At 68.2% G+C, this 14,958-nt stretch carries 14 protein-coding genes; 12 read left to right on the top strand and 2 right to left on the bottom strand.

Going from position 1 to position 14,958, the window contains the following annotated elements; all coding sequences use genetic code 11:
* Window positions 1-48 precede the first annotated feature (48 nt).
* The 3 genes from hisC to ACZ0AA_RS07535 are packed head-to-tail and all read left to right on the top strand — an operon-like array spanning window position 49 to window position 3,010.
* Window positions 49-1,122: a histidinol-phosphate transaminase gene (gene hisC / locus ACZ0AA_RS07545; RefSeq protein ID WP_400865249.1), complete on the top strand. Its 1,074-nt coding sequence runs from the start codon at window positions 49-51 to the stop codon at window positions 1,120-1,122.
* Window positions 1,119-2,528 carry an amino acid permease gene (locus tag ACZ0AA_RS07540; RefSeq protein ID WP_400865247.1) on the top strand — a complete coding sequence of 470 codons (1,410 nt, stop codon included), beginning with the start codon at window positions 1,119-1,121 and terminating at the stop codon, window positions 2,526-2,528. Before hisC ends, ACZ0AA_RS07540 begins: the two co-directional genes overlap by 4 nt.
* Window positions 2,529-2,530: 2 nt before the next feature.
* Window positions 2,531-3,010 carry an Lrp/AsnC family transcriptional regulator gene (locus ACZ0AA_RS07535; protein ID WP_400865245.1) on the top strand — a complete coding sequence of 160 codons (480 nt, stop codon included), beginning with the start codon at window positions 2,531-2,533 and terminating at the stop codon, window positions 3,008-3,010.
* 3 nt (window positions 3,011-3,013) lie between these two features.
* Here ACZ0AA_RS07535 and ACZ0AA_RS07530 read toward each other — a convergent pair whose 3' ends face one another.
* Window positions 3,014-4,567, bottom strand: a complete 1,554-nt coding sequence (locus tag ACZ0AA_RS07530; RefSeq protein WP_400865242.1) for a dolichyl-phosphate-mannose--protein mannosyltransferase — start codon at window positions 4,565-4,567, stop codon at window positions 3,014-3,016.
* Window positions 4,568-4,615: 48 nt separating this feature from the next.
* Between ACZ0AA_RS07530 and rsmI the strand changes: the two genes are divergently transcribed.
* Window positions 4,616-5,434, top strand: a complete 819-nt coding sequence (gene rsmI / locus ACZ0AA_RS07525) for a 16S rRNA (cytidine(1402)-2'-O)-methyltransferase (protein ID WP_400865239.1) — start codon at window positions 4,616-4,618, stop codon at window positions 5,432-5,434.
* A complete protein-coding gene (locus ACZ0AA_RS07520) occupies window positions 5,434-6,048 on the top strand; it encodes a class I SAM-dependent methyltransferase (protein WP_400865236.1) in 615 nt (204 codons plus the stop codon). Before rsmI ends, ACZ0AA_RS07520 begins: the two co-directional genes overlap by 1 nt.
* 6 nt (window positions 6,049-6,054) lie before the next feature.
* Here the strand turns inward: ACZ0AA_RS07520 and ACZ0AA_RS07515 are convergent, their stop codons facing one another.
* Window positions 6,055-6,507, bottom strand: coding sequence for a nuclear transport factor 2 family protein (locus ACZ0AA_RS07515; protein ID WP_463512566.1), 453 nt, complete (start codon window positions 6,505-6,507; stop codon window positions 6,055-6,057).
* A 32-nt stretch (window positions 6,508-6,539) separates the two neighbouring features.
* On the opposite strand from ACZ0AA_RS07515, the gene ACZ0AA_RS07510 reads away from it, so the two are divergent.
* From ACZ0AA_RS07510 to ACZ0AA_RS07480, 7 genes are all read left to right on the top strand, one after another.
* The gene (locus tag ACZ0AA_RS07510) at window positions 6,540-7,181 is read left to right on the top strand and encodes a TetR/AcrR family transcriptional regulator (RefSeq protein ID WP_463512565.1); all 642 of its coding nucleotides are present in this window, start codon (window positions 6,540-6,542) and stop codon (window positions 7,179-7,181) included.
* Window positions 7,178-8,284, top strand: coding sequence for a LacI family DNA-binding transcriptional regulator (locus ACZ0AA_RS07505; RefSeq protein WP_400865227.1), 1,107 nt, complete (start codon window positions 7,178-7,180; stop codon window positions 8,282-8,284). Before ACZ0AA_RS07510 ends, ACZ0AA_RS07505 begins: the two co-directional genes overlap by 4 nt.
* A 178-nt stretch (window positions 8,285-8,462) precedes the next feature.
* Window positions 8,463-10,133: an ABC transporter substrate-binding protein gene (locus ACZ0AA_RS07500; RefSeq protein ID WP_463512564.1), complete on the top strand. Its 1,671-nt coding sequence runs from the start codon at window positions 8,463-8,465 to the stop codon at window positions 10,131-10,133.
* A complete protein-coding gene (locus ACZ0AA_RS07495; protein WP_053097107.1) occupies window positions 10,130-11,110 on the top strand; it encodes an ABC transporter permease in 981 nt (326 codons plus the stop codon). Before ACZ0AA_RS07500 ends, ACZ0AA_RS07495 begins: the two co-directional genes overlap by 4 nt.
* The gene (locus ACZ0AA_RS07490) at window positions 11,107-12,021 is read left to right on the top strand and encodes an ABC transporter permease (RefSeq protein ID WP_463512563.1); all 915 of its coding nucleotides are present in this window, start codon (window positions 11,107-11,109) and stop codon (window positions 12,019-12,021) included. The genes ACZ0AA_RS07495 and ACZ0AA_RS07490 overlap by 4 nt, the downstream gene beginning before the upstream one ends.
* On the top strand, window positions 12,018-13,742 hold the full coding sequence (locus ACZ0AA_RS07485) for an ABC transporter ATP-binding protein (protein WP_463512562.1): 1,725 nt from the start codon (window positions 12,018-12,020) through the stop codon (window positions 13,740-13,742). Before ACZ0AA_RS07490 ends, ACZ0AA_RS07485 begins: the two co-directional genes overlap by 4 nt.
* Window positions 13,743-13,754: 12 nt before the next feature.
* Window positions 13,755-14,924 (top strand): glycoside hydrolase family 1 protein, encoded by a 1,170-nt coding sequence (locus ACZ0AA_RS07480; protein WP_400865214.1) that lies wholly within the window; start codon window positions 13,755-13,757, stop codon window positions 14,922-14,924.
* The last annotated feature ends 34 nt before the right edge of the window (window positions 14,925-14,958 follow it).

Genomic DNA, 14,958 nt, shown 5'->3' with positions numbered 1-14,958 from the left:
GCAGGCGCCGCTCGGCCGCCACCGCATCTCAGCAAGGACGCTCAGACGATGACTCTTCCCACCCGTGCCGGCCTCGACGCCGTGCCCGCCTACCGCCAGGGGCGCTCCGCGCCGGCCGGTGCCTCGAAGCTCTCCTCCAACGAGTCGCCGCACCCGCCGCTCCCGTCCGTCGTCGACGCGGTGCAGCAGCGCCTCTCCACGATCCACCGCTATCCCGACATGAGCGCCGCCGCTCTGCGCGAGCGCCTGGCGGAGCGCTACGGGGTCGATCCGGCCGTCGTCACCGTGGGCGCCGGCTCCGTCGAACTCGCCTCCCAGCTCATCCATGCCGTCGCCGGTGAGGGCGACGAGGTCATGTTCGCGTGGCGGTCGTTCGAGGCCTACCCGTCACTCGTGCGCATCGCCGGCGCGACTCCCATCCCGGTGCCGCTGAACGCCGAGCATGCCCACGACCTCGATGCCATGCTCACCGCGATCACTCCGCGCACGAGGCTGATCTTCGTGTGCAACCCGAACAACCCGACCGGAACGGTCGTAGATGCCGCAGACCTCGAGGCGTTCGTGGCCGCTGTGCCGCGCGATGTGCTGGTCGTGATCGATGAGGCCTACGTGCACTTCGACCGCACCGGGTCGTACGGGGCGGGCGTCGAGCTGTTCCATCGGCATCCGCACGTCGCGGTGCTGCACACCTTCTCGAAGGCGTACGGGCTCGCCGGTCTGCGCATCGGCTACGCGCTCTCGCCGCTCGCGGTGGCCGACAGCCAGCGCAAGGTCGCCGTGCCGTTCGGCGTGACCGACCTCGCCCAGGCCGCCGCACTCGCATCCCTCGACGCGGAAGACGAGCTCGCGGTGCGCATCGACGAGGTCGTCGCGCACCGCGATCGCCTGCAGGCGCTGCTCGTCGACGCCGGATGGCCCGCCGTCGCCTCGCAGGCGAACTTCGTCTGGGTCCCCGCAGGCGACCGCACGGACGAGCTCGAGTCCCTGTTGAACGAGGGTGGTGTGATCACACGGGTCTTCGCCGGTGAGGGGATCCGCATCTCATCGGGTTCAATGGAGGACATAGACCGGGTGCAGTCAGCGCTCCAGGCTGAGACCGCACTGCAGGAGGCGCGCGCATGACCGAGGTTCCGACCACGACGACCACGACGAAAGGTCTGCACCCGGGGCTGACTCGTCGGCAGATCTCGATGATGGGACTCGGCGGCGCGATCGGCGCCGGGCTGTTCGTCGGTTCAGGTCAGGCGATCAGCATCGCAGGTCCCGCTGTGCTGATCTCCTACCTCGTCGCGGGCGGCATCGTGGTGCTGATCATGGCGATGCTCGCAGAGATGGTCGCCGCCCGGCCGAGCTCCGGTGCCTTCAGCTCGTATGCGCAGAAGGCCATGGGACGCAGTGCCGGAAGCGCCGTCGGCTGGCTCTACTGGATCCAGCTCGTCGTGGTGATCGCGGCGGAGGCGACCGGCGCCGGAGGGATCATCTCCGCCTGGATCCCCGGCATCCCGGCCTGGGTGTGGGTGCTCGTCTTCGTCGTGGCCCTGACTGCGGTCAACCTGTTCGGGGTGCGCAACTACGGCACATTCGAGTTCTGGTTCGCCGCGATCAAGGTCGCCGCGATCATCGTGTTCCTCGTCGTGGGCGTGTGCGCCATCGTCGGCTTCATCCCCGGTGTTCCCGCGACAGGCATCGGAAACCTGGTCGACAACGGCGGCTTCGCACCGAACGGGCTGACCGGCATCGCCGCCGCGCTGCTGATCGTGGTCTTCGCGTTCGGCGGCACCGAGGTCGTCGCGATCGCGGCCGCCGAGTCCGACGACCCCGCGCGCAACATCCGCCGCATCGTGCGCGAGGTGCTCGTGCGCATCCTGATCTTCTACGTCGGCTCGATCTTCGTGATCGTGTCGGTGCTGCCGTGGAACGACCCGGCCGTCAAGGACGGCCCCTTCTCTGCCGTGCTCGACACGCTGCAGCTGCCCGGCGTCGGGCTCGTGATGGATCTCATCGTGGTGATCGCACTGCTCTCGGCGATGAACGCGAACATCTACGGCGCATCGCGCATGGCCTACTCGCTCGGCGAGCGCGGTCTCGCTCCGCTTGCTGCGACCCGCACCACGTCGAAGGGCGTGCCGGTGGTCGCTGTGCTCGCCTCCGTCGCGTTCGGCTTCGTCACCGTGGGACTGAACTGGGCGTTCCCCGATGTGGTGCTCCCCGCGCTCCTCAACGTCGTCGGATCCACGCTGTTGATCATCTGGACGGCGACCGCCGTGTCGCAGATCATCCTTCGCCGCCGTGCCGATCGGGCGGGGGAGGACATGCCGATGCGCATGTGGGGCTTCCCCTGGTTGTCCTGGCTGTGCCTGGCGCTCCTCGCCGGTGTCATCGCGCTCACGATGATCGACGGCGCCGCTCGCGTGCAGCTGCTGCTCACCATCGGCCTGACCGTGGTGCTCCTGATCGTCGCGCGACTCACGCGGAATGCCTCGCGCCCGGGTGTCACCAGCGAGCGCGACCGCGTGGTCGTGGACTGACCGTGCACATCGATCGCCTCGACGCCGAGCTGATCCGGATGCTCACCGAGTCTCCGCAGCTGCCGATCCTCGAGTGTGCGAGACGTCTGGGAGTGGCGAGGGGAACGGCCACGAGCCGGCTGGCGCGACTGCACGAGGGCGGAGTGATCGAGGCGATCGTGCCGCGTGTCGACCCTGCCGGCTTCGGCTACGGCGTCGTCGCGTTCTGCCTCGTCGAGATCGATCAGAAGGTCGGCCATGACGACGTCGCCACGGCCCTCGCCGATGCGGTGCCCGAGATCGTCGACATGCACACGGTCACCGGAGCGAGCGACATGCAGCTGCGGCTCGTCGCCCGTGACGCGACCCAGCTGCAGGAGGTGCTCGATCGGGTCGCTCTGGTGCCGGGGGTCGCTCGCACGGCTTCCTCGATCGCGATGCGGACGCACCTCTCCGGGCGGGTGCTGCCTCTGGTCGAGCATGTCGCCGGCGACGCCGGCTGAGGATCAGATCCAGCCGGGCAGCCAGTTGTGCAGCAGCCAGAAGTCGTAGGGCACGCTCATGCCTGTCCACACCGGGTAGTAGAACGCGGAGACGAGCAGCACGATGACGAGGAAGACCATCACCGTGCGCTCTCCCGACTGGCGGCGATGCAGCGGGTCCTCCCGTCGGCCCCCGATCTGACGGAGAGCGACCGCGAGCGCGATCACGAGGAACGGCGCCATGGCCACGGTGTAGAACTGGAAGATCGTGCGCTCGGGGAACAGCAGCCAGGGCACGTAAGTCGCAGCGAGTCCGACCAGCGGGAACGTGAACGCGGGGCCGACCGGCGTGCGGTCGATCCATCCGCGCACGAGCCGGTAGATCAGATAAAGCGCCGCGGCGACGCCGACATACCAGATGAGTGGATTGGGGATCGTCGAGATCACCGCGATGCAGTGGTCGACGCCGCAGGGCGCAGGATCAGTCCCCACCCAGACCGCTGTGGGCCGAAGCAGCAGCGGCCACTCCCAGGCGGGACTCGCGTAGGGGTGGCCCTTGCTGAGACCGACGTGGAAGTTCAGGATCGCCTCGTGGTAGTTCCACAGCGCGATCAGCGGATTGGGATCGCTCTGACGGGCATAGCCGCCGGCCGTGACGAGCCACCCCGTCCAGCTGACGAGGTACGTGGCGAGCGCCGGCAGCACCAGCAACACGAAGGACACCGGACCCTGGCGGAACGCGGCGGCGGTCGGCCACAGCACGATGCCGGCGCGGCGTCTCGCCAGAGCATCCGTCACCACGACGTAGAGCCCGAAGGCGGCGAGCGCGTACAGCCCGGACCATTTGACGGCGCATGCGGCGCCGAGGGCGACACCCGCGGCGATCAGCCAGGGGCGTCGCCAGAGCACGGGCCCCCACATCGGTTCGGGGGAGTCGGGGTCGGTGCGTTCGAGCAGGGGTATCGACCGTTCGCGGTCGACCAGGATGAACAGTGCACCGAGCATCACGAAGAACGTGAGCGGACCGTCCAGCAGCGCGGTGCGGCTCATCACGATGCTGAGGCCGTCGATCGCGAGCAGGCTGCCGGCGACGGTGGCCACCACGAGCGAGCCGGTCAGTCTGCGGGCCACCAGGTAGACGAGCAGCACTGTGGCCGTGCCTAGGACAGCCGTCGCGATGCGCCAGCCCACCGTGTTGTCCGGGCCTCCGACAGCCATCCCCAGGGCGATCAGCCATTTGCCGAGGGGCGGATGCACGATGAACGATCCGGCGTCCGACAGCGGCAGCTCCTGCAGTGTGATGAACGCCTCGTTGGCGTCCTTGCCCCAGGTGCCCTCGTATCCGAGGGTCCAGAGCGACCAGGCGTCCTTGACGTAGTAGGTCTCGTCGAAGGCGAGCTGGTGCGGGTGGCCGAGGTTGACCAGGCGCAGCACCGCGGCCAGGGCGGTCACGACGAGCGGCGCGAACCAGCGCATCGTGCGCCCCCAGTCCGGATCCCGCAGGACGCGGTCGCGCAGTCGCTCGTAGCGTGTCAGACGCTCCTCGGGTGGAGGAAGCAGGGGCAGGGGCGCGGTCACCGCACCAGCCTAGACACTCCGCCGATGGGCCCCGCCTAAGCTGGACGGGTGATCATCCTCGCCGCAACACCGATCGGAAACCTCGGTGATGTCTCGCGTCGCCTCGTCGAAGTGCTGGAGAACGCCGAGGTCGTCGTCGCGGAGGACACCCGCACCACCGGACGGCTGCTGCAGGCGTTGCAGATCACGAACCGGCCGCGGCTGATCGCGCTGCACGACCACAACGAGAAGCAGAAGGCGGCAGAGCTCGCGACCCTCGCCATCGAGACCGACGTCGTCGTCGTGAGCGATGCGGGGATGCCGGCCATCAGCGACCCCGGCTACGCGCTCGTCGCCGAAGCCGTCGCGCAGGGTGTGACCGTGACGGCGATCCCCGGGCCGAGCGCGGTGCTGATGGCGCTCTCGATCTCGGGGCTGCCGACCGATCGTTTCACGTTCGAGGGGTTCCTGCCGCGCAAGCCGGGGGAGCGGCGGTCGACCCTGCGGGCGCTCGCCGTCGAGCCCCGCACGATGGTGTTCTTCGAGTCGCCCGCCCGGCTGGCGTCGGCGCTCGCCGACATGGGCGTCGCGTTCGGTGCCGACCGTCGCATCGCCGTGTGCCGCGAGCTGACCAAGTTCTACGAGGAGGTGCGCCGCGGCACCTCCGCCGAGCTCGTCGAGTGGGCGACGGCGGGCGTCAAGGGCGAGATCGTCGTCGTGGTCGAGGGCGCCCCTCACCGGGAATCCTCTGCAGAAGACGCTCTCGCGCAGGTGCAACACCTCGTGGCATCGGGTGTGCGCCTGAAAGAGGCATGCGCCGAGGTCGCCGCGGCCACAGGCCTCTCGTCGCGCGACCTGTATCAGGCAGCGCTGGCCGCTCGCAGCTGATGGGCGCGGATGCCGGCATCGCGGCCGCCTATGACGCCAGGGCCGCGGAGTACGTCGAGCTGGCCGGCGCGATCGGGCAGATGGACGCGCGGGATAGGGCGTCCATCGCAGCCTGGCGCGACGCGGCCCCGGGACAGCTGCTCGATGCCGGCTGCGGGCCCGGGCACTGGACCGAGTTCCTCGGCAGGGGCGGGCGCGAGGTGCGGGGAGTCGACCTGTCGGCCGAGTTCATCGCGACCGCGCGGATGCAGCACCCCGGTATCCCGTTCGAGGTCGGCTCGTTCCGCGATCTGCCGTTCGACAGCGGGTCGTTCGGCGGCATCCTCGCCTGGTACTCGCTGATCCACACACCTCCGGAGGCCGTGCCCGAGATCTTCGCAGAGTTCTCCCGTGCGCTCGCATCGGGCGGCAGCATCCTGATCGGGTTCTTCGACGGAGAGCCGCGCGAGCCGTTCGCGCACGCCGTCGCCCCGGCGTACTTCTGGTCGGCCGACGCGCTCGCCGCACTCCTCGCCGACGCGGGCTTCGAGGTCGTGTCGATGGAGACCCGCGGGCGGGAGCCGGGCGAGATCAGCACCCGCCCTCACGGCGAGATCTCGGCGATCCGTCGATAGCGGGCCTCAGTCCTCGATGGGCTCGGCGAGGGCCTCGTCGACTCCCGAGGCCGCGACGACGGCGAGCGCGTGCTGCAGGACCTGCAGGTCTTCGACCGTCTCCACGTCCGTCACTCGGCCCCATCGCAACGTGAGGAACTGGAACACTGTGTTCTCGTAGCGGGTGCCGTCGGGCAGATCTCCCGATACTCGAGCCCGGGTCGCCACCCTCGTCCGCCAGGGCGGTCCGTTGACGAGGACGTCCAGCAAGGTGAACTGAGCTCCGGGCAGCAGCCGCAGCGTCCGTTCCCACCACCGATTCATGGCGTCCGCGGTCGTGCGCCGGCCACCGAGCGCATGCTCGCCATGAAACACATAGGTGAACTCGTCGGCGAGTCCGTCGACCATGGCGTGGTAATCGCCGTGATTGATCTTCGCGAAGACACCACGCACCGTGGCGCGCACGATCATCGTGTACATCACGACCCCCTAACGTTACGATGAGTCACATAATGACATCGAGCGGTAGGCCGCGTAAAGGGGAGATCGATCGCGCGATCCTCGACGCGTTCGCGGTGCTCGTCGAGGAGCGTGGCTACGCACGCGTCTCGGTGGACGATGTCGTGCGCCGCGCGGGATCCAACAAGCCCGCGTTCTACCGACGATTTCGAGACCTGGCGTCGGTCGTTCCGCGACTCCTCGAGGATCGGCATGGGCTCGATTCCGACATCGACACGGGGTCGCTGGTGGGCGACCTCTGCGAGATCCAACGTCGTCAGGTTCGTCTCTTCTCCGATCGTGCCATCGCTCGAGGTCTCGTCGGCTGGGCCGCGCACGTCGAGGGGCGTCCGGAGCAGGCCGTGCCGTTCGTCGACGCCTATCTCGCCCCGCGTCGTGCGTTCACGCACGTCGTCCTGGCGCGGGCCGTCACCCGCGGCGAGATCTCGGATGACTCGGATCCTGACTGGATAGCCGACCTGCTCACCGGCCCGCTGCTGATGCGGATCACTCTCCCGGGGCTGCCGCCTGTCACCGAGGCGCTCGGAGTTCAGACCGTGCATGCGGCGCTCGATGCGGTGCGCTTTCGCGGCGATCGTTCTGCTCTCGCGGCGGGTACCCTGGTGCACACGCGACCGGAGGAGGACCAAGCGTGAGCAAGAAGGCGACCGTCTACGACGTCGCAGAGCGCGCCGGGGTCTCGATCGCCACTGTGTCACGCGTGCTGCGGCAGCCGGATGCCGTGCGCCCCGCCACGCGCGAGCGCGTGCTCGACACCGTCTCGGAGCTCGGGTACGTGCCCAGCGGCAGTGCGCGCGGCCTGGCCGAAAGGCGCACCGGGGTGATGGGCCTCTACTTCCCGGGTTTCGACGCGTCGGAGGACGCGCCGGTGCTCGATGTGCTCGCCGAGGAACAGGCCGACGCGCCGCCGTTCACGGTCGAGCAGGCGCCTGCGGACGCCGATGCGCCGCATCCGACCATGCTGTTCCTCGACGAGGTGCTGCGTGGTGCCGAGCTCGAGGCGTGGAAGCAGGGCTTCGTGCTCATGATCGGCGTAGGCAGGGACGATCCCACCCGTGAGACCGTGCGCGACATCGCCGGCCGGGTCGACGGGCTGATGGTGCTGGCGCAGAGCGTGCCGGATGACGTGCTCGCCCGGCTCGCTCAGCGGATCCCTGTGGTCGTGCTCTCGGGCCCCGCGCGGGGCGACAGCTATGACCACGTGACGGTCAGCAACGCCGAGGCGATGACCGAGCTCACGCGTCTCGTGCTCGCACAGGCCGACCCCGGGGGCATCGCCTTCCTCGGCGGTCCGGAGGACTCGCCCGACGGCGCGCAGCGCTGGGAGGGCTTCGCGACCGCGGTCGCCGAGGCGGGGCTCGCGATCGACGACGTGACGGTTCTCCGCGGCGACTTCACCCGCGCGTCGGGTCACGCCGCGGGGGAGCGGCTCATCGCCCACGGGGTGCCGTCTGTGCTGGTCGCGGCGAACGATCAGATGGCTCTCGGTGCGATCGACGCGTTCCACTCCGCAGGCATCCGCGTGCCGGACGACGTAAGGGTCACCGGCTTCGACGGGCTCGAGGCGGCCGCGCTCTCGCGCCCCGCGCTCACGACCGTCCGCCAGCCGATGATCGACCTCGGGCGCGCCGCCGTGCAGCTGCTCGCGCGCCGTCTCGAGCAGCCGGATGCCGATCCGATGACCGTGCGCCTGCCCCTGCAGATCCTCGTCCGCGAGAGCTCGCAGCGCCCCGAGTAGCCACGAGTTTGGCACCGCTCCCATCCCTGTCTCCGAGGGCTATGGGAGCAGCTGAAACCCTTGTCAAGGGGTTGCAATCGCAAAATGTATGCGCTTACAATCGCTCATGCGGCGTATGCCGTGGGGCGCCCCGACCCCCGGGACCCCCTTCATGACACAGACGACATGAGGTGGCAGTGTGGCGAAGACGCACATGCTCCGGCGCTGGCGGAGAGCCGCGATCGTGGGACTGGCGGCAGCAGCCGTCGTGCTCAGCGGTTGCAGCATCCAGATCAGTTCGCAGCCCGATCCATCGATCGGCGACGACACGATGCTCATCAATGCGGACAAGGGGAACCCGTTCTTCACGCGGAACTTCAACCCGTATCTCACCAACACGCGCACCGCGTCGAGGTGGATCTATGAGCCTCTGATCCTGGTGAACCCGCTCGACGGAACCCAGAACCCCTGGCTGGCGAGCGAATGGTCGCAGCCCGACGCCCGCACGATCGTGATGACGATCCGCGATGACGTCGAGTGGAGCGACGGCGAGAAGCTGACGCCCGAGGACGTGGCGTTCACTTTCCAGCTGCTCAAGGACAACCCCTCACTCGACATCAAGGGCGCCTGGCAGCACCTCGACACCGTCGAGGTCGACGGAGACAACGTCATCATGCACCTGCAGACCGATGACGCGCCGTCGCTGCCGATCCTCGGCCAGACCATGATCGTGCCCGAGCACCTCTGGTCGGATGTGAAGGATCCGGGCACGTATCGCAACGAGAACCCGGTCGGCACCGGCCCGTTCGTGCTCGGCAACTACAACGACCAGCAGTACTCGGTGGACAAGAACCCCGACTACTGGCAGGCCGACAAGATCGAGATCGAGCACATCGTCCTGCCGTCCACGAACTCGCAGCTCGACACCGTCACGCGCGGCTACGACTGGGCGTACTCGTTCATCTCCGATGTCGAGGGCACGTGGGGCGCGGCAAGCGAGCACAACGCCTGGTGGTTCCCGCCTGGTGGCGTGATCGGGCTGATGCCGAACCTCGAGGTCGCACCGTTCGACGACGTCAACGTGCGCCGAGGCATCGCCCTCTCGCTCGATCGCGAGGAGATCGCCGAGACCGCATCCGAGGGGTACATGGAGCCCGCAGGGCAGACCGGGCTCGTCCTTCCCAACCAGGAGGAGTTCCTCGACCCGAGCATCCCCGACGGGGGCATGATCACGCAGGACACGGATGCCGCACTCGCGGCGTTCGCCGAAGCGGGATACACCCTCGACGGCGACCGCCTCGTCGGCGCCGACGGAAAGCAGCTCGAGTTCGCGCTGACCACGGCCAACGGCTTCTCCGACTGGACCCGCGCCGCGCAGACGGTGCAGAGCCAGCTGGCGAAGGTCGGCGTCAAGGTGACGCTCAAGCTTCCTCAGCCTGCCGGCTACCAGAGCGCCATCAGCAACGGCGACTTCGAGATGGCCATCGGCGGCATGGGCAACGGCGACGTCTACCAGGCTTACAACAACCTGCTCTCGAGCGAGTTCTATGTGCCGTCCGGGTCCGGCGAACCCACCGCCAACAACTTCGAACGGTACCGCTCGGACGAAGCCGACGCGCTGCTCAAGGAGTACCGCGAGACCGTCGACCCCGCGCGCCAGACCGAGATCGTGCAGGAGCTGCAGGCCATCGTCTACGAGGAGATGCCGGTCATCGGCCTCTACTACGGCGGCATCTGGGGCCTGTTCAACGACTCCAAGTTCACCGGATGGCCCACAGAGGACGACCCGTACATGATCCCGCAGAACTACGACTCGGCACCTCTGGGCATCTTCACCCGGCTCGAGCGTGTGAAGGAGGATGACCGATGAAGTACGTCCTCCAGAAGATCGGCCTGTTCGTGCTCACGCTGTGGGCCGCCATCACGCTGAACTTCTTCCTTCCGCGCCTCATGCCCGGCTCGCCGGCCGACGCCGCGATCGCGAAGCTGTCGCAGAACGGTCCGGTGTCGGATGCGACGCGGGCAGCGATCGAGGCCCAGCTCGGCGTGCCGACCGGGTCGATCTGGGACCAGTACGTCGCCTACCTCGGCCAGGTGGCACGACTCGACTTCGGCGTCTCGTACACGTTCTATCCGCAGACCGTGTCGAGCATGGTCTCGACCGCGCTCCCGTACACGATCGGCCTGGTCGGAATCGTCACGATCCTCGCATTCGTGATCGGCACCCTGATCGGCACCGCCGCCGCCTGGCGCCGTGGCACGTGGTTGGACTCGCTGCCGACGCTGACCGGGTCGTTCCTCAGCACCTTCCCGTACTTCTGGACGGCGCTGCTGCTGCTGTTCTTCTTCGGGTACGTGCTGCACTGGTTCCCGACGACCGGCGCCTATTCGGCGACCACCACACCGGGCTTCACCTGGGACTTCTTCATCGATCTCGTGCAGCATGCGATCCTCCCGGCGGTGACGATCCTGTTGACGTCGCTCGGCGGATGGATCATCGGCATGCGCAACGCGATGATCAACACCCTCGGTGACGACTACGTGACCTTCGCAGAGGCGAACGGCCTGCATGGTCGTACCATCGCCCTCCGCTACGCCGCACGAAACGCGATCCTGCCGAACCTCACCGGCTTCGGGCTCACGCTCGGCGGCGTCGTCGGCGGATCGATCCTCGTGGAGCAGGTGTTCGGCTATCCCGGCATCGGATATCTGCTCTTCAACGCCGTCATCGGGCAGGACTACCCGCTCATGCAGGCGCTCTTCCTGATGATCACCGTGAGCGTGCTCGTCGCCAACTTCCTCGTCGACATCCTGTACGGCGTGCTGGATCCAAGGACCCGCCGATGACCTCCACCATGAATGTCAAGGTTCCCTCCGACCGGATCGCGGCTCCCAGCCCGTGGCGCTCGTTCGCCCGGATGGTGGGCACCCTCTGGTCCAACGGCAAGGCCCGGCTGGGCCTCATCATCCTCGGTCTGTTCGTCGTGGTCGCGGTGTTCGCGCCGCTGCTCGCGCCGTACGGCCCCAAGGAGAACACGTTCGAGCGCAACGCCGACGCGTCGGCCGCGCACTGGCTCGGCACCACCGCCGCCGGCGAAGACGTCCTGAGCCAGCTGATCTACGGTTCGCAGATCAGCCTGCTGGTGGGCATGGCAGCCGGCATCCTCTCGACGATCGTCGCCGTGCTGATCGGACTCAGCTGGGGCTACATGCGCGGGTTCCTGGGTGAGGTGGTCGGCTTCATCGTCAACCTCTTCCTCGTGATCCCCGGGCTGCCGCTCATGATCGTCATCGCCGCCTACCTGCAGAACGGCGGCATCCTGATGATCATCGCGGTGATCGTCGTCACCGGATGGGCCTGGGGTGCGCGAGTGCTGCGCAGCCAGACCCAGTCGCTCCGGGGCAACGACTTCGTCACGTCGGCGCAGTTCTCGGGCGACAGCCGGGCGCGCATCGTGTTCCGCGAAATCCTGCCGAACATGACCTCGATCATCGCGGGCACGCTCTTCGGGGCGGCGACCGCGGCGATCCTCGCAGAGGCGGGCCTCGAGTTCCTCGGCCTCGGCGACTCCAGCATCGTCAGCTGGGGCACCATGCTCTACTGGGCGCAGAACTCCAACTCGCTGCTCACCGGGCAGTGGCTGCTGCTGTTCGCCCCCGGTCTCTGCATCGCCCTGCTCGCTCTGAGCCTGACACTGATCAACTTCGGCGTGGACGGCATCTCCAATCCGCGCCTGCGAGAGGGGAAGGGCCGATGAGCGCCATGCAAGCGAACACTCCCACGGACGACGTGCTGCTGGATGTCCAGGGGCTGTCCGTCGAGTACGCCTCTCCGGGCACGACGCCGGTCACGGCGGTCGAGGACGTCTCGTTCACGCTGCGTCGTGGCGAGTTCGTCGGGCTCGTCGGCGAGTCGGGCTCGGGCAAGTCGACGCTCGGCTTCGCCCTGACACGGCTGCAGAAGCCCCCGGCCCGCATCAGCGGCGGGCGCATCCTGTTCGACGGCCGCGACATCCGCGAACTCGACGCCGAGGAGCTGCGGCGTCAGCGTCAGGGCGGGTTCGCGATGGTGCTGCAGTCGGGTATGAACGCGCTGAACCCTGTGCGCACGATCGGCAACCACTTCCGGGACATCTTCGCGGCTCACGGGCACGTCGCCAAGGAGAGCCGCGATGCCAGGGCGCGGGAGCTGGTCGGCAAGGTCGGCCTCGACCCCGTGGTGCTCTCCCGCTACCCGGGTGAGCTCTCCGGCGGTATGCGCCAGCGCGCCTCGATCGCGCTCGCGCTGTCGCTCGAGCCGCAGCTGATGGTCTTCGACGAGCCGACCACGGCTCTCGACGTGCTCGTGCAGCACGCCGTCATGGACACGATCAAGGATCTGCAGCGCTCCGAGCACTTCACCGCGATCCTCATCAGCCACGACCTGGGCATCGTGCTCGAAGCGACCGACCGCGTGATGGTCATGCACGAGGGGCGGATCGTCGAAGACGCGCCGAGCCTCGACATCCTGCACCGTCCGAAGGACGAGTACACGCGGATGCTGCTGAGCCACTACGCCGACCCCCGAGCCGAGTCGATCTCGATCCCCGGATTCGTCGACCTCGGCACCCGGCGACGCGAGGGGCATTCGCGCACCGACCTGACCGAGACCCTGCCCACGGTGTCGCAGCGCGACACCCGCCGGGCGGACGCCGCGATCGTGGTGGAGGGCGTGTCGAAGCGCTACCCGGCGCCGCGGCGCGGTGAGAAGCCGGTCGTGGCGGTCGACGACGTGTCGTTCCGGCTCGAACCCGGCGAGGCTCTGGCTCTCGTCGGCGCCTCGGGATCGGGCAAGTCGACGATCGCGAAGCTCATCACCGGAGTAGAGAAGCCGACCGAGGGCACCGTCCGCTTCGGCGATGTCGACGTCGTGACGCTGAGACGAAAGGGACTCCGCGATCTGCGCAAGGACGTGCAGATGGTGTTCCAGGACCCGTATGCCGCGCTGAATCCGCTGCACACGGTCGAGTACGCGCTGAGTCGGCCGATCCGCAACTACACGCCGCTCCGAGGGCAGGAGGCGCGAGCCCGAGTGCTCGAGCTCCTCGAGACGGTGGGACTCACGCCGGTCGAGCAGTTCGCGGCAAAGCTGCCTCATCAGCTGTCGGGCGGTCAGCGTCAGCGTGTGGTCATCGCCCGGGCGCTCGCGAGCGACCCGCAGGTGCTGATCGCCGACGAGCCGGTGTCGATGCTCGACGTGTCGCTGCGTGCCGGAGTGCTCGCGCTGCTCGAAGACCTGCGCGAGAGGTGGGGCATCAGCATGCTCTACATCACACACGACCTGCTCAGCGCGCGCCTGGTCACCGAGAACATCCTCGTGCTCAACGGCGGTCGTGTCGTCGAACGCGGCGAGACCTCTCAGGTCCTCCAGCACCCCGAGGACCCGTACACGGTGCAGCTGCTCGACGCCGTGCCCAATCCATCCCGAATCTCGAAATAGAGAGGAGCACTCGTGCTCACATTCCCTGACGGCTTTCTCTGGGGCGCTGCGACCGCAGCCCATCAGGTGGAGGGGAACAACACGACCAGCAACTGGTGGGCCATGGAGCACGCTCCTGGTTCGTCGATGGTGGAGCCCTCGGGCGACGCCGCCGACCACTTCCACCGGTACCCGGAGGACATGCGTCTGCTGGCGGATGCCGGTCTGAACTCGTACCGCTTCTCTGTGGAGTGGGCCCGCATCGAGCCCGAGCGCGGGTTCGTCTCGCGGGCGATGCTCGACCACTACCGTCGCATGATCGACACGGCACGCGAGAACGGACTCGACCCCACGGTCACACTGATGCACTTCACCGTGCCGCAGTGGTTCCAGAAGGACGGCTTCTGGCGTGCGGACGACGCGGTCGACCTGTTCTCCCGCTACGTGGAGACGGTTCTTCCGATCCTCGAGGGAGTGAAGTACGTCTGCACGATCAACGAGCCGAACATCGCGGCGATGCTCGCCGGGGGAGAGGATGCGGCCAACCTCGTCGCCTTCGGTCTGCCGAACCCCGACCTCGCGGTCGCCGACACGTTGCTCGACGCGCACCACCGCGCCTCCGAGATCCTGCACTCCGTCTCGGGGGTGCAGGCCGGTTGGACCATCGCGACGCAGGCGTTCCACTCCACCGGTGAGCCCGGTGCCGACGAGATGCTCGCCGAATACGGCGACCCTCGCGACCACTGGTACCTCGACCAGTCGGCCGGCGACGACTTCGTCGGCGTGCAGGCCTACACCCGCACGTTCATCGGACCCGAGGGCCCTCGGCCCGTGGCGGACGATGTCGAGACGACGCTCACCGGCTGGGAGTTCTTCCCCGAGGCTCTCGAGATGGGCGTGCGCAGCGCCTGGGAGCGCAGCGGCGGAGTGCCGGTGCTCGTGACCGAGAACGGCATCGCGACGGCCGACGACACCCGTCGCATCGCCTACACGCAGGGCGCTCTCGAAGGGCTGCACCGGGCGATCTCCGACGGCATCGAGGTGAAGGCGTACCAGCACTGGAGCGCGCTCGACAACTACGAGTGGGCCAGCGGATTCCGCCCGACCTTCGGGCTGATCGGCTTCGACCACGAGACGTTCGAGCGCTCCCCGAAGCCCTCGCTCGCCTGGCTCGGCGAGGTCGCACGTCGCAACGGGCTCTGAGCCGGACGACCCCGGGGCACTGCCCCGGGGTTAC

The sequence above is a fragment of the Microbacterium sp. AC035 genome, from assembly GCF_979258485.1.
Note: the sequence above shows the minus strand (reverse complement) of the source record. Positions and strands in the feature narration are given on the sequence as shown.